Origin of the sequence: Bradyrhizobium sp. Ash2021, assembly GCF_031202265.1 — a bacterium.
GTDB lineage: Bacteria > Pseudomonadota > Alphaproteobacteria > Rhizobiales > Xanthobacteraceae > Bradyrhizobium.
This window is the reverse complement of the sequence record NZ_CP100604.1, coordinates 7,946,505-7,965,760: the sequence shown is the minus strand read 5'-3', so window position 1 is coordinate 7,965,760 and position 19,256 is coordinate 7,946,505. Positions and strand designations below refer to the sequence as shown.

The window sequence follows — 19,256 nt, the reverse complement described above, 5'->3', positions numbered from 1 at the left end:
AGCTTTTCCGGTTCAGACGACCATGGCCGCGCACCCAGGCGTGCCGCCATGAGTTGGCCCAACCGGAGAGCGCGCAGCCAAATTCGGATTGAAGCGAGTTTGATGAAGGCCAGATAGTTGGCCGCGAGTTTGTCGTATCGGGTCGCGACACGTTTGCTTGATCTTTGTTGAATAACCGTTCGATTAAATTGCGCGCGCGGGCGCGCTATTGGTGTTGCAGTACCGGATAGAACCTCCACGGAGGAAATTCCGATATGCTGAACCGGCCTTAATCTTCCGGCGTACTCCGACATTTGTTATTTTGTCCGCTGGAATGCCAATCAAGAAGCCGGGGCTCACCTGGACTGACAGAAATCAACTCCGTGGACCGCTCATTCGACCGAGCGGTCAAGGCTTACAACGAGGCCGAGCAGGCTCTCGGCCACCATAGCATTAGGAGGTTGATCATGACGCGCATCTCGACATTCCGTTTGGTGAGCGCGTTAGCCGCGCTTGCGTTCGTAGTAGTGCTCGTCGTCCTGGGCGGCAAGGCCATTTCCGCGCAGGACAAATACACTGTGCAAGTGCCGAATGGGCTCGCGTTCTCTGAGTTCAGGGGATACGAGGACTGGCCAGTGATCGCGATCAGTGAGAACGGAGGCAAGATCGCTGTGATCGTAGGGAATCCGGCAATGATCGACGCCTATAAGGAAGGCGTGCCCGGCAATGGCAAGCCTTTCCCGGACGGCGCCAAGATGTCGAAAATTCATTGGAACCCGAAAAAACAAGAGACGTACCCCGGTCAGCCAACGGTGCCAGGTACCCAGCATGACGTTGATTTCATGGTGAAGGACAGCAAGAGGTTCGCGGACAGCGGCGGATGGGGATGGGGCGCGTTCGACTATGACGCGGCGTCCGATACGTTTAAGCCCGCCACTGTAGCGGACGATCCGCCGCAGGAAAACGATGCGAAGTGCGGGTTCGCGTGCCACACGGTGGTGCAGAACCGCGACTACGTATTCACGGAGTATGGAAAGAGGTGAGTATCGGACAGCGGGAGCCAACGAGGTTGATCAGTCCGAACCGGTGCTCGTTCTGGATTGATGTCGAAGCTTAAGGCAGGGCTATGCGCCGCAGTCGGTAGACTCGGTCCAAAATCACCTCCGAAGAACGAAGATGCGTTAGTTGGCCAAACCCCGTCGCAAGCCTTACGGCCGCTCGGCCTTGTCGTCGATCAAATAGCTGAAGCAGAGGCTGATAGCGAGCCAATGCCGGGGTGTTGACGGACGGACTTCAAGGGGCCCACCAAGCTGAATCAGTTTGATCAAGGTCATGACAACTGCGCCGAACAGGTGATGGCTGATGTCCACACATGGCACGTTTGAGACATTCGGCGATGTCTGTTCTTCGGTCGCTAACATGGGAAAAGCGGACGTAACGCGGACATCCCATTTCGGTAGCTATTGACCCATAGCGGAAGTCGCTCGCGCTTCATTCAAAATTGAGCATTCTGCGGGCAAAAGGTTGACGAAACTAGCTTTCACAACCTAGTGACGCTTGGGCGGCTCAACATGGAAGCCGCGTTTGGGAAAACTCCGAAAATGAAGGACATCTCGATAAAAGGGTGTCTCGTCGTGCTCGGAACACCGGTGGTCCTGGTGATCCTTGTGATCGGTTTCTTCTGGCTCAGTTTTCACGATGTTCATGTGCGCTATCGGCTGACCGTCGAAGTACAGGACGGCGATCAGATCAAGACCGGATCGAGCGTCATCGACGCGTCCTACAGCGTACAACCCGATTGGTCATGGAGCGGCCCTGGCGCTGGCCTTAGCAGTTTGACCGGATATGCGCCAACCGTCGACCTGGGTGAAAAGGGGATGCTCTTCCTGACGTTCGAGAGCGTAACGCGAACCCCTGACAATATTCGGGCGCGAAATAAGCAGTTTTTCTGCGCAAATGATGATATCTGGTGCTTGCCCTTCGCGGCCTATGGCAAACCCGGCACGGGCGTAGCCACTGGCACTCAGTTCAGTGAACAGAAGGCCGCGCTTGACGAGTTGCTTCGCCAAAGCGGGCCGCGCGACGTGCCTTTTGCCATGTTGCCCGAGCTAGCTCGGTTCCGAGATATCAACGAATCGCTTTCGCTTACGCCGATCTCACTTAACAATCTTTCTGCGAGCTTTGGACCCGGTGTCGCACTCAAACGCGTCATCCTTCAATTGACAGATGATCGAGTAACGCCGCCGCCGGAAAACTGGCCGAAATGGCTGAAGGAAAAGGGCCAGATGTCTGGCAAACTTAGGGGGTATCCCAATGACTGACGGGACTGCCGCCGCTTTCCATGCCGCAGCGTATGAGTCCGCAGTTGGCACTTTTCGGAAGTGACCGCTCTGACGCGTGATGTCCGTTGTTCGGGGTAGACCGGAAGTCGCGCGGCGGGGCCGTCAGCACGGTTTTTGACCCGAACCGGTCATTGCGGGCGAGAGAAAATCAGCTCTATACTCTCAAGACGCCGACAGCTGTGGAGGCGGTCATGCCCAAAGGAATCCGTCATCCTTCAGGGGATGCTGTAGCTGGAAACGGTCTGATCGACCGGCGTGCACTGCTCGGGCAGGGCGTTGCTATAGCAGGCGCGCTCAGCACGGGCGTCGGGGCCTCGCTGACAAGCGCCGCGGCCGAGCCACTCAAGGATGATCCATGGAGCCTTGAGCCCGGTTCAAGCATCAAATCGTATGAGCTGCCGTCTCGGTTTGAGAAGAACGTCGCGCGGACGCTGAACAACCCCGACGGCCTGCCATTCGTTCAAACTGCGCGTACCCCGCATCACATGCTAAACGGAATGATCACGCCGAATGGCCTGCACTTCGTGGTCGCCTATGGCGGCCCGCCCGACATCGATCCGGATAAACACCGCCTCGTGATCCACGGCCTCGTCAAACGCCCCTTGATGTTCACGCTTGAGGCACTTGCGCGCTATCCGATGGTGTCGCGTATCAGCTTCCTGGAATGCGGCGGCAACAGCGCACCGCTGTTTTCCCCCCAGCCGCTGCAGGGCAACGTTCAGGCACTGCACGGCCTCGCGTCTTGTGCTGAATGGACGGGTGTGAAGCTCTCCACCCTGCTCGAAGAAACCGGCATTGATCCAAAGGCGAAATGGTTCATCGCCGAAGGCGCGGACGCGCCTCACCTGACACGCAGCGTGCCCATGGCGAAGGCCTTGGACGACGCCATGATCGCCCTCTATCAAAATGGCGAGCGCCTCACGCCGAGTAACGGATATCCGGTGCGCCTGCTGTTGCCCGGCTACGAGGGCAACATGAACGTCAAGTATCTGCGGCGCATCAAGCTCGTGGCGGAACCAGCCATGGGCTTCTGGGAGACCAAGACCTACACGCAGCTTCTCCCGAACGGCGAGGCATACCAGTTTTATTTCCTGCAAGAAGTCAAATCGTTCATCACGCAGCCGTCTCCCGGAATGACCCTAAAGCAGCCCGGCCTTTACCAGATTTCCGGTGTCGCATATTCCGGCACCGGCCGTATCGCCAGGGTTATGGTTTCGGCCGATGGCGGGCAGAGTTGGGCCGAAGCGGCGCTGCAGGAGCCGGTATTGGCGAAGGCTTTCACCCGTTTCCGCATGGCTTGGCATTGGAACGGTGGCCCCGCAATACTTCAAAGCCGGGCCTGGGATGAAGCCGGGAACTTCCAACCCACACGCGCCGAGTTCGTAGCTCAGCGCGGCGAGTTGAAGAATGTCCCACCGATCGGGGCGTTTCCCAACCAGCACTTCAACGCGGTCACTAGTTGGGCGGTCGACGCCAAAGGGCAGATCAGCCATGCCTATACATAGAATTTTCGTCTACAGCGCTTCGTTGGTGTTCGCTCTGAGCATCAGCGTAGCGTTCGCCGACGGGCCCAACCTTGGCACGCCTATCGACCCCGCCGACGTCGCGGCTTGGGATATCGGCGTTATGCCTGACGGCTCCGGCCTGCCGGCAGGAAGCGGTACCCCGGCGCAAGGCGAGCGGATATACGCGGAAAAATGCGTCGCCTGCCACGACAAGGACGGCAAGAACAAATTCGGTTTTTCACCACTGTTCGGAGGCGGCAAGATCACGGACATATCGGCCGGGATGAAGACTATCGCGAACTTTTGGCCTTATTCCACGACGCTCTTCGACTTCATCCGGAGAGGGATGCCGTGGCAGCAGCCGAAGTCACTCACCGACGACGAGGTCTACGCTCTGACCGCGTTCATCCTGGCGAAAAACAAACTCATAGGTGAGACCGACACGATGAACCCCGAGACGCTGCCCAAGGTGCGGATGCCGAACCGTGGTGGCTTCATCATCCGTTTCCCCGATAGAATTTAAGTTGAAATGTCGGCTCATGGCCCATCGCGTCATTTCGCTGCGCGGCAGAATTTGGTCGCTATCGGGGGCGTAGCGGACATCGATCAAGCTACACCAATCAAGCTCGATTTATGAGTACGCAACCCTAGTCTGTTGCTTTGACACGTTTTCTTCACCGCATTCCCCCGAAAACGCCGTGAATTCGAACCGGATCACATTCCCCGCGACAAATCTGTGGTCTAATCCTGAATTGCCGCTGCCCTGGAGTTGATCCGTGAACCAGATGAGTTGGACCCCGTCGGGACCGCCGGCGCCGCCCCCCGGTCCGCCGCCGATGCCGGTGGCGTTTGCCGGCGATCGTGCGGATTTCTTTCGCCTGGTGCAGCGCGGCGCCGGGCTGGAATTCGTCACCCTCGGCTTTTACCGGTTCTGGCTCGCGACCGATATTCGCCGTCATCGGTGGTCGCATACGGAGATCGACGGCGACGCGGCGGAATATACCGGCCGGGGCAAGGAGTTGCTGATCGGCTTCCTGATCGCAATGGCGATCCTCGTACCGGTGTATCTCGCCTACTTCCTCGCGGGTCTCGAAGCCGAGCGCGTCAAGGCGTTCGCCAGCTTTCCGCTGTTCGTCTTCTTCTATGTGTTCGGCCAGTTCGCGATCTACCGGGCGCGGCGCTATCGCCTGACGCGAACGGTGTGGCGCGGGGTGCGGTTCTGGATGAGCGGTTCGGGCTGGGCGTACGCCGCGCGCGCGACGCTATGGGGCCTGTTGGTGATGGTGACCCTCGGACTGGCGCTGCCGTGGCGCGAGGCCGCGCTCGAGCGCTACAAGATGCGCCATTCATTCTATGGCGACCTGCAGGGAAGTTTTGAGGGGCGCGGCTGGGAGTTCTTCAAGCGCGGCTGGTGGCTGTGGCTGCTGGCGCCGATCGCCTATTTGGTGTGGCCGATGGCGCCCTTCGTCTATGGCGCGTTCAGGGCGGTGGAATGGCGCTGGTGGCTGTCGGGCATCCGGTTCGGCGGCGTGCGGCTGGAATCGACGTTGCGAAAAAGCGCGCTGATCGGCCTGTACTGGAAGGTGATCGGCTGGATCGCCTTCCTTGCGGCGGTATTCGCCGCCTATCTGGTGATATGCTCGGCGCTGGTCGCAAGCATGAGCGGAACGCCGTTCGAACAGTTCTTCAAATCGCAGGAGTTCCTCAAGAGCATTCCGTTGCTGGTGCTGGCAGGTCTGGGCTATCTGATGGTTGTGCTGGCGATCAACGTGGTGATGCGGGTCTATCTGATGCGCGATCTCTGGGTCAGAATTGTGGGATCGACGATCGTCCTTGACATTGGGGCGGCGGCGAACGTCTCCGCCCGAGGCGAACTGGCGAATGCGCTCGGCGAAGGTTTTGCCGACGGGCTCGATGTCGCCGGCTTCTAGCCCATGACCAGTATGCCCACCGAGAGTGGCGCAACCAGCGTTCCGTCGCCGCCGTTGGGCGGCTCGGCCATTTTTTTCGACGGGACGTCGAGCCAGCGGCGCGCGGTCACGCTCCGCTTCGCCAACCGGCTTGAAATCAGCGAGGGCGAACGGACGCTTGGCGTGTGGGCCTATGCCGACATCCGCCGCGCCGACAGTCCGCCCGGTACGCTGCGCCTGAGCTGCGTGACGGCGCCCACGCTGGCGCGGCTCGAGGTTCGCGACACCACGGTCGCGGCCGAGCTAGTCGCCCGCTGCAACAGAATGGACGAGAATGTTCCCGGCCGCGGCGTTGCGGCCATTGTCGGCTGGTCTCTCGCGGCCACCGCCTCGATCATTGCCGTCGTACTGTTCGGGGTCCCGCTCGCCGCCGATCGCCTGACGCCGCTGGTGCCGGATGTGTTCGAACGGCGGCTCGGCGACGTCGCGGATGGGCAGGTCAAGGCGCTGTTCGGCGGCAAGGTTTGCGACGATGCGGTCGGACAGCAGGCCTTTGCCAAGCTGGTCACAGCGCTTCGTGAACCCGCCGGGCTCGATCCGTCGGTGCAATCCGGCGTGCTGGCGACGCCGGTTCCCAACGCCTTCGCGCTGCCCGGCGGCAAGGTCTATCTGTTCAACGGATTGCTGGCGAAGGCGGAGAATGCCGACGAGATCGCAGGCGTCCTTGCCCACGAACTCGGTCATCTCAAGCATCGCGACAACATGCGGGGCCTCATCCACAACGGCGGCACGTCGTTTCTGATCGGACTGTTGTTCGGCGATATCACCGGTTCCGGCGCGCTGATCTTCGCGTCCCGCACGCTGGTGACGGCGTCCCATTCGCGCGAAGCCGAACAGAATGCCGATGATTTCGCCATCGACATCATGCACAGGCTCGGCCGGCCGACGAAACCGATGGGGGAGTTGCTGTTTCGCGTCACCGGAAAGGAAGGCAAGGGCTTGTCCATCATCTCCAGCCATCCCCTGACCGAGGATCGTCTGGCGCGGATGAGCCGGGAAGACCGGCCAGCCTCAGGGCCGCCGCTGCTGACACCGGAGGAGTGGAAATCGCTGAAATCGATCTGCGGTCCTGATCCGAAATTGTGATCGACCGGTCCGGCCGGATATTCGTTACCGTCCGGCGGTTTTTCGCGACCGCGCCGCGGCGACCGGCGCGGAAGCCGCATTGGCCGGCTTGGCGTCCCAGACCGCCTGCATGATCGAGAAGGCGTGTGAAATCGCCGGCTCATGCCGTCGCGATGTCAGGCAGGCCAGGCTGAGATCGCAGGTCAGCGTCACCCTGTCGGCGATCACGTAGTTCTGCTTGCGCGGCAGGCGTTGTTCGAGCACGACGTCGCGGGCGAGACAGAGGCAGACACCGGATTCGACGAAATCGATCATGGCTTCTTCCTGATCGGTATAGGCGACGCGCTTCGGCAAGGGGCCCAGCGGCCGGAAGATATCGTCGAGCAGCCGCCGGTGCGCCGAAGCGGGCGGCGTGGCCAGCCACGGCAGGCCGGCAAGGTCCGCCCAATCCCTTCCCATCACCTGGTCGCTCCATTCGATGGGGGCGATGACGCGGTAGTCATAGCTCAGCAGCGGAATGAGCTGGAATTTGCCGCCTTCGATCTTGCGCTCGGAAAAGGCCGGCAGCGAAAGCTGCTCGGCGGGCGTCGCATCGACGTAATAGCCGACGTCGAGTTCGCCCTTGCCGATCTGGGTCAGCACGTCGTCGCTCATGCCGTAGCGCAGGAAGACCTCGGTCCGCTGCGATTTGGCCAAGCTTCGCACGAACGGCCCGAGCCGGGTGAACTCGGGATCGAGGATGGTGCCGACCCGAAGCGTTCCGCGCTGGGACTCCTTCAGCGATTCCGCCATCGTGCGGAAATCCGAGGTCGCCGATACCGCCTTGTGTGCCAGCGGGAGCAGGGCGGCCCCGGCTTCGGTCAGCGTGAAACCGCCCGGGGTGCGGTTGAAAAGCTGCAGGCCGGTGCTCTCCTCGAGCCCCTTCAGCTGCAGGCTGACGGCGGGCTGGGTCAGGTTGAGAGACGAGGCTGCCCGCGAGACGGTGCCTTCGCGGGCCACGGTGATGAAGCAACGCAGGGCTTGGGTGCGCGGGAGGTCGTTCATTTGAAAATCTTATATAACATTTCCAAGAACTCATTAGACATGAATCACCCTTGTAAGTCACAACTTTTGGACAACGAAACTCTGCGTTGTCGTGTGCGGAACCCGTCACTCCGTTTCGTGAAAGCGCTGTTGAAGATCGACGATCCGGAAGTCGAGCAGGCGCTGGCCGTCATCCTTGGACCGGCTGGCGGCAGCCCGTCAGGCGGAGAGCGGCATGCCGCCGCCGTCGCCCGAGAGCCCGCACGCCGAGCCGCCGCAGGATTGATTTGATCCACCGTCATTGCCGGGCATAGCAGTCCGAAGGACGGCGTCGCTTCCGCTCGCCTATGCCCGGCAATCCATCATTCTTGAGCGAGAAATCTTTTTGGATGGATGCGCGGGTCAAGCCCGCGCATGACGAATTGGAGATACGGCCATCAGCATCAGCCCGCGCTAGGACTGTTCACTCCGCCAGATTATTGACCTTCTTGACCCAGGCGCGCACGTCCGCGAGCACGTCCGGCAGCACTGCCTTGACCTCCTCGACCGTCATGCCGGCCTTGATCCGGGGGTCGTAGAGCACATTGAGGATGTACTGGTCGTAGACGTCGAAAAAGCCCATCGAGACATTGTCGTTGAACATGGTCCAGGGCACGCTGGAGGTATCGTTGATCGGCCCCAGCGACTGCAGCAATTCCTCATAGGCGCAATCGAGGAAGACGAAGTCGCCATTATCGACGGTGAGGATCACGTCGGAATGTTCGATCTCGAACCGTTCGTTCTTGCGGAAGCCTGACAGGCACTGCGGATCCAGCGACGAGCGGATCTCTTTCGCCCGTTCGCTGCCGTAGAACGTGGTGATGGTGCGATAGAGGTCGCGGTCGCGCACCAGTTTCACCAGCACATTGGCATCGTCGCCGTTATTGGCCATGGCGATGTCGAGATGCTGCACCCGCGCTGCGATGTCGGCCACGACTTTCGCAAGCTGGGCCTTGCGGTCCGCGCGGGTGCCGTCGGCGAACACCCGCACCGGCGTGTCGTATTTGCGGATGCGGTCGACCTTGCCGGCGAGATGATATTCGGCGCCGAACGCGGTCTTCAGAAAGCCGTCGACGATCTCACTGTCGGTGAAGCTCTTCTTCTCGGCGCGCTGGCGTTGCGCTATGGCGGGAATTTCGGCGCCGGCGGCGGGCGGCGCGACAGCCCCGCCGAGTACGGCGGCAACCAAGGCGGCTGCGAGCATTCGCGGAAATAGGGACCGGCCATTGGCGCTCATTGAAATGACGCTGCAGCAATCGGCAGAATCGCGCAAGGATTGTTTCGGGCGCGCCCAACCGCCGGAAAGATGCCGGGTTCCCTGACCGGCACGCGGCCCTAATTCTTCACGACCACCGTAGTGCCGATGGAGACGCGGCCATAGAGGTCGGTGACGTCGTCATTGGTCATGCGGAAGCAGCCCGATGATACCGCCTGTCCGATCGTCTCGGGTTCGTTCGAGCCGTGGATGCGATACAGCGTCGAGCCCAGATAGATCGCGCGGGCGCCGAGCGGGTTGTCGATGCCGCCGGCCATATGGCGCGGCAGATCGGGACGCCGCGCCAGCATCTGCGACGGCGGCGTCCAGCTCGGCCATTCCTTTTTCGCCGTGATGCGGTGGGTTCCGCTCCAGCGAAAACCGTCGCGGCCGACGCCGATGCCGTAGCGCAGCGCCTGGCCCTTTCCGAGCACCAGATAGAGCCGGCGTTCGGCGGTGTTGATGACGATGGTGCCGGGCGCATAATTGCTCGCAAAGCTGACGGTGGTGCGCGGGATCGGGCTCGCGCCGCCGCCGCCGAAGAAGTTCGGACCGCCGCCCATGATGTCGCGCGAGTCGGTGCCGAAGAAGCCAGAACCTCCGAAGTTTTGCGCCTGTACGTGGCCGGCGCCGGCCAGCATGATCAGTGCGGCAAACAGCAAAGCAACGAAGCGGGTCATTTTCTTCCTCGCTAAAAAATCAAATACGCGCAAGACAGGCCATAATCGCCGCGATTTCGCAAGCAACCAGTCCGTGAAGCCGCCTATTTCAAACGGTGCGGTTAAAAAAGGCAACACGCCGCAGGCGATGGCTGCAATGATCAGCTAAACCTTTGACGAAACGTGTGAACAATGATTGATCTTGATCGGCCTTCGAGAAAAATCGCGGACGGGAGCGAGACATGAACGGTGCGGAAAGTCTGGTGCGGACATTGGTCGCGGGCGGCGTCGACGTCTGCTTCTCCAATCCAGGCACCTCGGAGATGCATTTCGTCGCTGCCCTTGACCGGGTCGAGGGCATGCGCTGCGTGCTCGGCCTGTTCGAGGGCGTGGTGACGGGTGCCGCCGACGGCTACTTCCGCATGAAGGGCACGCCGGCCTCGACGCTGCTGCATCTCGGACCCGGCCTCGCCAACGGCCTTGCCAACCTGCACAACGCCAAGAAGGCGAATTCCGGCATCGTCAACATCGTCGGCCAGCACGCCACCTACCACATCGGCTACAACGCGCCGCTGACCTCCGACATCGAGGGGCTGGCGCGGCCGATGTCGGCCTGGGTGCGGACTTCGCCGGATGCCAAATCCGTTGCCGCCGACGGCGCGGCCGCGATTGCTGCCGCCAAAAGCGCGCCGCCGCAGATCGCGACCCTCATTCTTCCCGCCGACACCGCCTGGAACGAGGCCGACGGCATTGCCGAGGCGCCGGCAGAAGGCCAGCGTGCCAATTACTCCGCGCAGGCGGTGGACCATGCGGCCAAGGTGTTGCGCAATGGCGGGGCAGAGACGCTGCTGCTGATGACCGGCAGCGCGCTGACCGAAAAGGGCCTGGCGCTGGCGGCGCAGATCGCGGGCAAGACCGGCTGCAAGGTGATGGGCCAGACCTATAATCCCAGGATGGCGCGCGGCAGGGGCCGGTTCGCGATCGACCGGATTCCCTATGTGATCGAGCTGGCTTTGCCGATCCTGAAGGATTTCAAGAACATCGTGCTGGTCGAGGCCAACGACCCGGTGGCGTTCTTCGCCTATCCGAACAAGCCGAGCATGCTCAAGCCGCAGGGCTGCGAGGTGCATCGCATGACCACGGGCGCCGAAAACTCGGTCGCCGCGCTGGAAGCGCTGGCCTCCGCGCTCGGCGCCAAGCCGGAGAACCGGCAGCCGCAAAAAATGGTCGAGATCGCCAGGCCGACCGGGGCTTTGACCTACGCCTCGATCGCGCAGGCGCTCGCCATGGCGATCCCGGAAAACGCCATCGTGGTCGACGAATCCATCACCACCGGGCGCGGCTTCTTTCCGCCGACGGCGGCCGCCGCCCCGCACGACTGGCTGCAGAACATGGGCGGCTCGATCGGTTTCTCGACGCCGGTGGCGACCGGCGCTGCGGTGGCCTGCCCGGACCGCAAGGTGATCTGCATGGTCGGCGACGGCAGCGCGATGTACACGCTGCAATCGCTGTGGACGCAGGCCCGCGAAGGCCTCAACGTGGTCACGATTGTATTCGCTAATCGCATCTACCAGATTCTGCGCGGCGAGTTCGACGGCGTCGGCGCCGGCGAGCCGGGCCAGCGCGCGCTCGACATGCTGAAGATCGACCGGCCGACCATCGACTTCGTCTCGCTCGCCAAGGGCATGGGCGTGCCGGGCCGCGCAGTCGACAATGCCGACGATCTTAACAAGGCGTTGGCGGAAGCCATCGCCGAGCCGGGACCGCGTTTGATCGAAGTGCTGATGTAAGGGCGGCCGTCGCCGCCCGTCTGTCGGAGGCGACATGCAGGCGGAGTTGCACAAGCTTGTCGGCGCGATCCGGGAGTTTTATGCCCGCGAGGTGCATTTGTTCGAAAAGGATCTGGGCGAGCGCACGCTCACCCACCGCCTGGCGGCACAGATCGAAAAGCACTTTCCGGGCTGGGAAGTCGACTGCGACTATGATCGGCTGGGCGAGCGGACGCTGCGGCTGCCCCATGGGACGGTCGTCTCGACCGACGATCATTTCGGAAAGTCGATCTATCCCGACATTGTCGTGCACCAGCGGGAAATTCCCAACAATCTGCTCACGATCGAAGTGCGCAAGGCGAACAACCATCAGCCGCTCGCACACGACCAGCACAAGCTGCAGGCGCTGACCGATCCGCATCTGTGGTTCGCCTACCGGATCGGCGTGCTGGTAACGCTCGGCAAGCAGCAGGTGACGTCGTCGGAGGTCTATGTCGGCGGCGCGCTGGACATGAGCCTGTCCGGCTTCTTCGCCCAGCAGCTGAAGGATGTGGGGTTGGAAGCAAGGTAGAGCGTGATGGATTTGGACGGGGCGGCCACTTCTCCTTCTCCCCGCATGCGGGGGGAAGGTCGGGATGAGGGGGACTCTCCGCGCATTCGGTGTCGCGGAGAGCCCCCCTCACCCGAAGCCTTCGGCTTCGACCTCTCCCCGCAAGCGGGGCGAGGTGAACCGCACGCCGATCAACGAAAACCCATCAGCCGCTACGCCGCGATGCTCGGGAAGCTCAGTTCGCAGACCAGGCCTTCGGGCTTCCAGTGCCGGCTGATGCTGCCGCTCAGCGTGCGGATCACGCCGTCGACGGCGCCGACGCCAAATCCCTTGCGCACGGGTTCGGCGGTTCGCGGGCCGCCGGATTCCGTCCAGTGCAGCAGGAGATTGTCGGCCGCGTCGGTTTGCCAGCTGATGTCGATCGTGCCGCTCGGTTTCGACAGCGAGCCGTATTTGGCGGCGTTGGTCGCGAGCTCATGCACGGACACTGCGATCGCCTGCGCCAGCGTTGCCGGCAGCCTGATATCGCAGCCCGTGATGCTGACCCGCCTGGCATCGTTGGCGGCATAGGGCCGGAGTTCTTCCTCGATGATGGTCTTGAGGCTGGCGCCGGTCCAGCGCGACACCGAGAACAGCCGCTGCACATTGGCCAGCGCGCTCAAGCGGCCCTGAAACGCCGCCTGAAACTCTTCCGCGGTATCGGCCTTGGTCAATCGCAGCATCGCCTGGATTACGGCGAGCAGATTGTTGGACCTGTGGTCGACTTCCTGGGTCAACAGCATCATCCGCTCTTCGGCCTGCTTGCGGGTGGTGATGTCCACCAGCATGTTGACGGCGCCGATCAGCCGGCCAGACTCGTCGCGAAGCGGCGTCGGATAGGGCATGAAGCAGATGCGCGAGCCGTCCGGCCGTTCGGCGATCGCTTCCATGTCCCGGACCGGGCGATTTTCCTTGAGCGCAATCGCCATCGGACAATCTTCATGGGCCAGCGGCGTGCCGTCCGGCAGGAACAGCTTCCAGGTCACGCACCACATGTCGCCGATTTTCGGCGTCCGTCCGGCGAATTCTACGCAGCCGCGGTTGAAGAACGTGATCCGTCCCTGGGCGTCGGTCGTGTAGATGGCGGCGGGCAGCGCCTGCAGCAGGTCGCGGAATTGCTTTTCGTGGGATTGGGTTTCGTCCGGGGCGCCGGATGCGATGGCGGCGTGTTCGGCCAGGATCCTTTCGAGATCGGCCTCATCCGAATGCCTGAACAAATTCAACATTATCCGCCCTGTCACCAAACGCCACACCGATGGCAATGGTCGCTAATTCGTCACAAAGGCAAAGGTTCCTGCGGGTTGGTTGCACTGGCTAAAAATAGCGGAAATCCGACCCGGGCCGCGATGACGTGCGCAGGCCGGTGCCGGCGAATGAGCCAAGGCCAAGCGACAAGGCCAAGCGACAAGGTCAAGTGACGGGTCAAATGAAAGGGCCGCCCGAAGGCGGCCCTTCTGTGCTGCTCGCTCCGTTACTTCGCGTCGTCGCTCGACTTCTTGGCCGGCTTTTTTGACTTCTTTTTGGATGCCATCTTGGTCTTCGGTGCGTCGCCCTTGCTCATCGTGTCGCCGCTCTGGGCTGCGGGCGCCGTGGTGCTTCCGGCCTTGTCCGGTGTTTGTGCCGAGACGGTCGAGGACACAAAGGCGAGGGCGGTGGCGGCGAGGATAAGTCTGCGCATCAGTTAGATCTCCAAGTGTTTTTTAGTGAAGTGTTTTTCAGTGAAGTGTTTTTTTCCTGGTGCTCGTCCCAGGGGGGTTCTCCGGCATGCGTCAACCGAACCGGTACGCCCTCGGTTCCACAGCCTGGATCAGTTATCCGTGAGCAGCGCGTGTACGGCAGGAGCGGGCAATCCTGCGCATTTCGATCGCAATCGCCGTTCAGACGCTTGCGATTGCGGTCGCCGGGTTCCCGTCGCATGATCGATGCGTGCGCGACGGCTGCAGTGCCGGCAACATGAACAGGGAGCGGAACGATGGCCAAGGGCTGCGACCTATTGGTGGCGGCGCTGGAGAACGAAGGTGTCGACCGCATCTTCGCGCTGCCCGGCGAGGAAAACCTCGACGTTCTGGAATCGCTGCGCCATTCGAAGATCAAACTCGTGCTGACCCGGCACGAGCAGGCCGCGGCCTTCATGGCGGCGACCCACGGCCGGCTGACCGGGCATCCCGGCGTCTGCCTGTCGACGCTCGGGCCCGGCGCGCTGAATTTCACCACCGCCGCGGCCTATGCCCATCTCGGCGCCATGCCGATGCTGATGCTCACCGGCCAGAAGGCGATCAAGAGCGCGCGGCAGGCCCGGTTCCAGATCGTGGACATCGTGGGCGCGATGCGGCCGCTGACCAAGATGACGCGGCAGATCGTTTCCGCAGCCTCGATCCCGGCGATGGTGCGCGACGCTTTCCGCGTCGCCGTCGAGGAACGGCCGGGCCCCGTGCATCTCGAATTGCCCGAGGACATCGCCGCAGAGCCGGCCGACGCGCCCCTGATGTTGCCGCATCCGGTCGACCGGCCGGTGGCGTCCGCCGCAGCGATCGATCGAACGGTCGCGATGATCCTGGAGGCAAAACGTCCGCTGATCATGATCGGCGCCGCCGGCAACCGGCCGCGCCTCGTCGACGCGCTGTCCGATTTCGTGCGCCGCACCCGCATTCCCTTCTTCAACACCCAGATGGGCAAGGGTGCCGTCACCGGCGGCTCGAATCTCTATCTCGGCACGGCCGCGCTCTCGGAACGCGATTATGTCCATGACGCGATCGACCGCGCCGATTTGATCATCGCCATCGGCCACGACACGGTGGAGAAGCCGCCTTTCCTGATGGGCAAGGCCACAGGCGGTCCCAAGGTGATCCATGTCGGCTTCGTCTCCGCCAATGTGGAGGAGGTGTTCTATCCCGACGCCGAGCTGATCGGCGACATCGGCGCATCCGTCGCAGCACTTGCCGGACGGCTGGAGGGCAAGCTTACGCCGGATCAGGGTATGCCGGAGCTTCGCAAAAACATTCTTGCCCACATCAACGAGCGCGCCGAGGACGAGCGCTTCCCGATCATTCCGCAGCGTCTCGTGCACGACGTCCGCGCGGTGATGCCGGAGGATGGCATCGTTTGCCTCGACAACGGCATGTACAAGATCTGGTTCGCGCGCAATTACCGCACCCATGTCGCCAACACCCTGCTGCTCGACAACGCGCTCGCCACCATGGGCGCGGGATTGCCCTCGGCGATCTCGGCCAAACTTCTCAACCCTCATCGCCCTGTGATGGCGCTGTGTGGCGACGGCGGTTTCATGATGAACAGCCAGGAGCTGGAAACCGCGGTGCGGCTGAAGCTTGATCTGGTGGTCGTGATCGTCGAGGATTTTGCCTATGGCATGATCCGCTGGAAGCAGGCGGTCGATCACTTCACCGACTTCGGCATGACTTTTGGTAATCCGGATTTCGTCACTTATGCCGAGTCCTATGGCGGCCACGGTCATCGCGTCGCCTCCGCCGCCGACCTGGTTCCGACGCTGGAAGCCGCGTTCGCGGCCGGCGGCGTCCACATCGTCGCGGTGCCGATCGACTACAGCGAGAACACGCGCGTGCTGGTGGATGAGCTGGGCGGGCGGGTTGGCAATGTGGACGCTGGGTGAGAACCTGACCGAAAGACGATCGGTGTTTTCAGGTCCCGCTAACAACTTGAAAATGATTTGTGCGCCGTTTGAAATCCATAGCGCTGGCGTGCAAGTAAAAGGCAGAGGTCGCCAGCTGAGGCGGCCCGAGGAACGATGGCCATGTGGCTCATCTTGACCGACGCTTGATCCGGTTCTTCGCCGGAGCGGGTCTCTTTGCGTTGACCTTTTCGAGCCAACAGATAGCTGTGGAGCTATCTGTTGGCGTTCATTAGGTGCCGGAGTAGTAGTTGTATCCAGCAAAACGAGAATGGACTTCATTCAGGTGAGAGTTGATCTATCCTACCGTCACTGCCGGTGCGGAGACCCGACTTGGGGACGATAATTTCTAGCCTCGATGCGCACAAGCACTTGCGCGCCACAATGACGGCCTGCAGCTGGCGAGCCGGTTGGCGCTCGCTGCTGATCCGGGCCTATGAGGATCCGGCAGAGGCCGAGGAATTCGTAACTCCCGCTACTCGCGATCATTTGATCGTTCTCGTTACCGGTGGCTCCTGCGACCTGGAGGTCCGCTATCGCAACGGCTGGCAGCACTCTCATTCCGAGCCGGGTCACATTGGTATGACGGCTCCGGGACAAGCCGCTACACTGCGATGGCGGGGCAACACGACACACAGCAACCTGCAGCTCCATCTTCCGGCCGCGACCATCGAACGCGTTGCACGAGAACTCAGGCGTAAAGGTCCCGCGGCCCCGATCTTGCCGAGCGGTATCGGAAGCAGCGATCCCCTGGTGAGCCAGCTGATGCTGAGTCTGAGCGCTGCGTTTCAAGAATCCGCGCCAGATCTTTATGCTCAGACTGCGGGAGAGATGTTGGCCGCCCATCTCTTGGTCAGGTACGGCCGCTACGGGGAGCCGCACTACCGCAATCCGAGCGACGGCCGGCTGCGCAAGGTCGAAGACTTCATGCGCGAGAATCTCGCGTCCGCAGTGAGTCTGGAGGATCTGGCGCGCGAGGCAGGAGTCAGTCGGTTCCACCTGCTGAGATTGTACAAGAAGCTGTATGGGCAGACTCCCCTGCAGCGTCTGACCTTCCTTCGCATGGAAGAGGCAAAGAGCCTCTTGCAGGGCCGGAACGAAACGATTCCGACCATTGCCGCCAGATGTGGATATGAGAATCCATCGCATTTTGCGACCGCCTTTCGGCGGGTGGTGGGGGTGACGCCGAGGTCCTATCGCCGATAGATCCATAGCAGGATCGACGAAACTGGCGGCAATAACGCGGGCATCAAAGCAATCCCGCGAGCGACGGTCCGTTCGGGCTGCAATATAGATCTCGTTCCTCAACACTCTATTGGTGCGGGATTGGTGCGGGATGACATACGTTCTCAAGATAAATGGGAAGTCGCATAAGGTGGACGTGGACGGCGAGACGCCCCTGCTATGGGTGCTGCGCGACGTTCTCAAGATGACAGGAACGAAGTTTGGATGCGGTATGGCGCTTTGCGGCGCTTGTACGGTTCACATAGACGGCGCGGCGACACGATCTTGCATCACCACGGTCGACAGTGTCGGGGAGGCCGCAGTGACTACTATCGAAGCCATCGGCGAGACTCCTGCTGGCCGGAAGGTGCAGCGGGCTTGGCTCGATCAAGACGTCGTTCAGTGCGGATATTGTCAGTCGGGGCAGATCATGGCGGCAGCTGCGCTGCTGGCGAGCAATCCACGCCCGACGGACTCGGAGATAAACGACGCGATGTCCGGCAATGTATGCCGATGCGGCACCTACAATCGCATTCGAGCTGCCATAAAATACGCGAGCGAGGGAGGGCGTTAACAATGCGGCAAACCACCGACACGCTCACGCGGCCAGTATCGGGCGCAGACGAAGCAAGAGTCTCTCGCAGAGCGCTCCTGAAGGTCGGTGCGACCGCGGCAGGGGGACTCGCCCTGGCGGTTGCCCTGCCGTCCTGGTCCATGGCTGATGGAAGCGATAGCGGCGCGATCTTGAATGCGTTCGTGAGAATTGAGCCCGACGGCCGCGTACGCTTGACCATACCGTCAGTCGAGATGGGGCAGGGGGTCTATACCTCGCTCTCGATGCTCTTGGCGGAGGAGCTCGAAGTCAAGCTCGACCAGATCGAGGTCGAACACGCGCCTCCGAATGACGCCCTCTACGCCAATCCGTTCCTGCATTTACAGGCGACAGGATTGTCAGCCTCGATCCGGGGTTTCTGGTTACCCCTTCGGCAAGCTGGCGCCGCGGCGCGCCTCATGTTGGTCGCGGCGGCGGCCCGGCGTTGGAAAGTCGACCCGGCGGCCTGCACCGTCAAGGATGGAGTGGTTTTGCATCCGTCGGGCGCCAGGTCGCTGCCCTATCGGGACTTGCTGCGATCCGCGGCCGAATCGGGACCTCCCGCTCTCGATCGCATCAAGCTGAAGGAGCAAGGACAGTTCAGTCTCATTGGAACATCCCCGAAGAGACTTGAGGCTCCCGACAAGATCAGTGGACGAACGCAGTTCGGAATCGACGTGGTGCTGCCGGGCCTGAAGGTCGCGGCGATAGCAATATCTCCGGTGCTTGGAGGAAGACCCAAGGCCGTGAACCAGAGCGCGGCACTCGCGATCAAGGGTGTGCATCAGGTGGTCGCGGTCGATAAGGCGGTAGCCGTCGTTGCCGACCATATGGGCGCTGCCAAGAAGGGTTTGGAAGCCGCCGCGATACAGTGGGACGACGGTCCTAACGCCTCGATAGATAGTAAGAAGCTCGTCGAGCAGCTCAAGAAGGCATCCGAAAGCCCGGGGGTCGTGGCGAGAAACGAGGGCCAGTTCGAGCAGGCGTTCTCCGGCGCGGCTCGGCGTTTGGACGCGGTCTATGAGTTGCCGTTTCTGGCTCACGCAGCCATGGAGCCGATGAATTGCACGGTGCACTATCGGAAGGACATCTGCGAAATCTGGGTCGGCACGCAGCAGCCCACCGTTACGCAGGCGCGGTCGCGACGCTCACTGGAATGCCGAAGGAAGCCATTGTGATCCACAATCAGTATTTGGGTGGAGGCTTCGGCCGTCGGCTTGAGCCAGATGGTACCCTTCTCGCGGTCAAAATTGCCAAGCAGATCGACGGTCCCGTCAAGGTGATCTGGAGCCGCGAGGAGGACATCCAGCACGATCTATACCGACCCTACTACTACGATCGGATATCGGCGGGTCTCGACGAGGCGGGAAGACCTGTCGCGTGGCACCATCGGGTATGCGGCTCTTCGGTCGTGGCCCGGTTTTCTCCGCCCCTGTTCAAAAACGGTTTGGATTTCGATGCGATCGAAGGGGCTGCCGAGCCGCCCTACGCAATTCCCAACATTCTCGTCGAATACGTTCGGGCCGAGCCGCCCGGCATTACGACCGGGTTTTGGCGTGGTGTAGGACCGGTACACAACGTCTTCATCGTCGAGAGCTT

The 19,256-nt window shown here is 61.8% G+C and carries 18 protein-coding genes and 2 pseudogenes; 13 read left to right on the top strand and 7 right to left on the bottom strand.

The genetic code is table 11. The annotated features are described in order from the left end of the window. Positions 1-71: 71 nt before the first annotated feature. A pseudogene (locus NL528_RS38410) lies at positions 72-199 on the bottom strand (IS5/IS1182 family transposase); the annotation flags it as partial. A gap of 247 nt (positions 200-446) precedes the next feature. Here NL528_RS38410 and NL528_RS38405 point away from each other — a divergent pair. Next, positions 447-1,022, top strand: coding sequence for a cytochrome P460 family protein (locus tag NL528_RS38405; protein WP_309179539.1), 576 nt, complete (start codon positions 447-449; stop codon positions 1,020-1,022). Between the two features lie 165 nt (positions 1,023-1,187). On the opposite strand, the gene NL528_RS38400 is transcribed toward NL528_RS38405, so the two are convergent. Continuing rightward, the gene (locus NL528_RS38400; protein WP_309179538.1) at positions 1,188-1,313 is read right to left on the bottom strand and encodes a hypothetical protein; all 126 of its coding nucleotides are present in this window, start codon (positions 1,311-1,313) and stop codon (positions 1,188-1,190) included. Between the two features lie 267 nt (positions 1,314-1,580). Here NL528_RS38400 and NL528_RS38395 point away from each other — a divergent pair, with 267 nt between their 5' ends. The 5 genes from NL528_RS38395 (at position 1,581) to NL528_RS38375 (ending at position 6,882) form a co-directional block, all read left to right on the top strand. After that, positions 1,581-2,300, top strand: coding sequence for a hypothetical protein (locus tag NL528_RS38395; RefSeq protein ID WP_309179537.1), 720 nt, complete (start codon positions 1,581-1,583; stop codon positions 2,298-2,300). 212 nt (positions 2,301-2,512) lie between these two features. Further along, positions 2,513-3,826, top strand: coding sequence for a sulfite dehydrogenase (soxC, locus tag NL528_RS38390; RefSeq protein ID WP_309179536.1), 1,314 nt, complete (start codon positions 2,513-2,515; stop codon positions 3,824-3,826). After that, on the top strand, positions 3,813-4,349 hold the full coding sequence (locus NL528_RS38385; RefSeq protein ID WP_309179535.1) for a c-type cytochrome: 537 nt from the start codon (positions 3,813-3,815) through the stop codon (positions 4,347-4,349). Before soxC ends, NL528_RS38385 begins: the two co-directional genes overlap by 14 nt. Positions 4,350-4,611: 262 nt before the next feature. After that, complete coding sequence (locus NL528_RS38380) at positions 4,612-5,757, top strand: DUF898 family protein (protein ID WP_309185179.1); 1,146 nt, start codon at positions 4,612-4,614, stop codon at positions 5,755-5,757. A gap of 3 nt (positions 5,758-5,760) precedes the next feature. Continuing rightward, complete coding sequence (locus tag NL528_RS38375; protein ID WP_309179534.1) at positions 5,761-6,882, top strand: M48 family metallopeptidase; 1,122 nt, start codon at positions 5,761-5,763, stop codon at positions 6,880-6,882. Between the two features lie 24 nt (positions 6,883-6,906). Here the strand turns inward: NL528_RS38375 and NL528_RS38370 are convergent, their stop codons facing one another. After that, positions 6,907-7,905: a LysR family transcriptional regulator gene (locus NL528_RS38370; RefSeq protein WP_309179533.1), complete on the bottom strand. Its 999-nt coding sequence runs from the start codon at positions 7,903-7,905 to the stop codon at positions 6,907-6,909. Between NL528_RS38370 and NL528_RS38365 the strand changes: the two genes are divergently transcribed. Further along, positions 7,906-8,175 (top strand): hypothetical protein, encoded by a 270-nt coding sequence (locus tag NL528_RS38365; RefSeq protein WP_309179532.1) that lies wholly within the window; start codon positions 7,906-7,908, stop codon positions 8,173-8,175. It abuts the gene before it with no gap. A 172-nt stretch (positions 8,176-8,347) separates the two neighbouring features. On the opposite strand, the gene NL528_RS38360 is transcribed toward NL528_RS38365, so the two are convergent. Then, a complete protein-coding gene (locus tag NL528_RS38360; RefSeq protein ID WP_309179531.1) occupies positions 8,348-9,127 on the bottom strand; it encodes a DUF2927 domain-containing protein in 780 nt (259 codons plus the stop codon). A 131-nt stretch (positions 9,128-9,258) separates the two neighbouring features. Then, entirely contained in the window at positions 9,259-9,858 is a 600-nt protein-coding gene (locus tag NL528_RS38355) for a L,D-transpeptidase (protein ID WP_309179530.1), read from the bottom strand. 221 nt (positions 9,859-10,079) lie between these two features. Between NL528_RS38355 and NL528_RS38350 the strand changes: the two genes are divergently transcribed. Next, on the top strand, positions 10,080-11,627 hold the full coding sequence (locus NL528_RS38350; protein WP_309179529.1) for an acetolactate synthase large subunit: 1,548 nt from the start codon (positions 10,080-10,082) through the stop codon (positions 11,625-11,627). A 34-nt stretch (positions 11,628-11,661) separates the two neighbouring features. Then, positions 11,662-12,177, top strand: a complete 516-nt coding sequence (locus NL528_RS38345; protein ID WP_309179528.1) for a hypothetical protein — start codon at positions 11,662-11,664, stop codon at positions 12,175-12,177. A 191-nt stretch (positions 12,178-12,368) separates the two neighbouring features. On the opposite strand, the gene NL528_RS38340 is transcribed toward NL528_RS38345, so the two are convergent. Continuing rightward, positions 12,369-13,421: an HWE histidine kinase domain-containing protein gene (locus NL528_RS38340; RefSeq protein ID WP_309179527.1), complete on the bottom strand. Its 1,053-nt coding sequence runs from the start codon at positions 13,419-13,421 to the stop codon at positions 12,369-12,371. Positions 13,422-13,666: 245 nt separating this feature from the next. Continuing rightward, positions 13,667-13,873, bottom strand: a complete 207-nt coding sequence (locus tag NL528_RS38335; protein ID WP_309179526.1) for a hypothetical protein — start codon at positions 13,871-13,873, stop codon at positions 13,667-13,669. Between the two features lie 294 nt (positions 13,874-14,167). Between NL528_RS38335 and NL528_RS38330 the strand changes: the two genes are divergently transcribed. The 4 genes and pseudogenes from NL528_RS38330 to NL528_RS38315 all read left to right on the top strand — a co-directional run. Continuing rightward, a complete protein-coding gene (locus tag NL528_RS38330; RefSeq protein WP_309179525.1) occupies positions 14,168-15,823 on the top strand; it encodes an acetolactate synthase large subunit in 1,656 nt (551 codons plus the stop codon). A 351-nt stretch (positions 15,824-16,174) separates the two neighbouring features. Further along, positions 16,175-17,047 carry an AraC family transcriptional regulator gene (locus NL528_RS38325; RefSeq protein ID WP_309179524.1) on the top strand — a complete coding sequence of 291 codons (873 nt, stop codon included), beginning with the start codon at positions 16,175-16,177 and terminating at the stop codon, positions 17,045-17,047. 130 nt (positions 17,048-17,177) lie between these two features. Further along, positions 17,178-17,639 carry a 2Fe-2S iron-sulfur cluster-binding protein gene (locus NL528_RS38320; RefSeq protein ID WP_309179523.1) on the top strand — a complete coding sequence of 154 codons (462 nt, stop codon included), beginning with the start codon at positions 17,178-17,180 and terminating at the stop codon, positions 17,637-17,639. Beyond that, a pseudogene (locus NL528_RS38315) lies at positions 17,573-19,251 on the top strand (molybdopterin cofactor-binding domain-containing protein); the annotation flags it as partial. The gene NL528_RS38320 and the pseudogene NL528_RS38315, both read left to right, overlap by 67 nt. Between the last annotated feature and the right edge of the window lie 5 nt (positions 19,252-19,256).

Coding starts and splice junctions, on each gene's coding strand:
- NL528_RS38360 (WP_309179531.1), bottom strand. CDS start 9,127: ATGCTCGCAGCCGCCTTGGTTGCCGCCGTACTCGGCGGGGCTGTCGCG.
- NL528_RS38405 (WP_309179539.1), top strand. CDS start 447: ATGACGCGCATCTCGACATTCCGTTTGGTGAGCGCGTTAGCCGCGCTT.
- NL528_RS38320 (WP_309179523.1), top strand. CDS start 17,178: ATGACATACGTTCTCAAGATAAATGGGAAGTCGCATAAGGTGGACGTG.
- NL528_RS38350 (WP_309179529.1), top strand. CDS start 10,080: ATGAACGGTGCGGAAAGTCTGGTGCGGACATTGGTCGCGGGCGGCGTC.
- NL528_RS38345 (WP_309179528.1), top strand. CDS start 11,662: ATGCAGGCGGAGTTGCACAAGCTTGTCGGCGCGATCCGGGAGTTTTAT.
- NL528_RS38385 (WP_309179535.1), top strand. CDS start 3,813: ATGCCTATACATAGAATTTTCGTCTACAGCGCTTCGTTGGTGTTCGCT.
- NL528_RS38400 (WP_309179538.1), bottom strand. CDS start 1,313: ATGACCTTGATCAAACTGATTCAGCTTGGTGGGCCCCTTGAAGTCCGT.
- NL528_RS38380 (WP_309185179.1), top strand. CDS start 4,612: ATGAGTTGGACCCCGTCGGGACCGCCGGCGCCGCCCCCCGGTCCGCCG.
- NL528_RS38335 (WP_309179526.1), bottom strand. CDS start 13,873: ATGCGCAGACTTATCCTCGCCGCCACCGCCCTCGCCTTTGTGTCCTCG.
- NL528_RS38395 (WP_309179537.1), top strand. CDS start 1,581: ATGAAGGACATCTCGATAAAAGGGTGTCTCGTCGTGCTCGGAACACCG.
- NL528_RS38355 (WP_309179530.1), bottom strand. CDS start 9,858: ATGACCCGCTTCGTTGCTTTGCTGTTTGCCGCACTGATCATGCTGGCC.
- NL528_RS38340 (WP_309179527.1), bottom strand. CDS start 13,421: ATGTTGAATTTGTTCAGGCATTCGGATGAGGCCGATCTCGAAAGGATC.
- soxC (WP_309179536.1), top strand. CDS start 2,513: ATGCCCAAAGGAATCCGTCATCCTTCAGGGGATGCTGTAGCTGGAAAC.
- NL528_RS38375 (WP_309179534.1), top strand. CDS start 5,761: ATGACCAGTATGCCCACCGAGAGTGGCGCAACCAGCGTTCCGTCGCCG.
- NL528_RS38370 (WP_309179533.1), bottom strand. CDS start 7,905: ATGAACGACCTCCCGCGCACCCAAGCCCTGCGTTGCTTCATCACCGTG.
- NL528_RS38330 (WP_309179525.1), top strand. CDS start 14,168: ATGGCCAAGGGCTGCGACCTATTGGTGGCGGCGCTGGAGAACGAAGGT.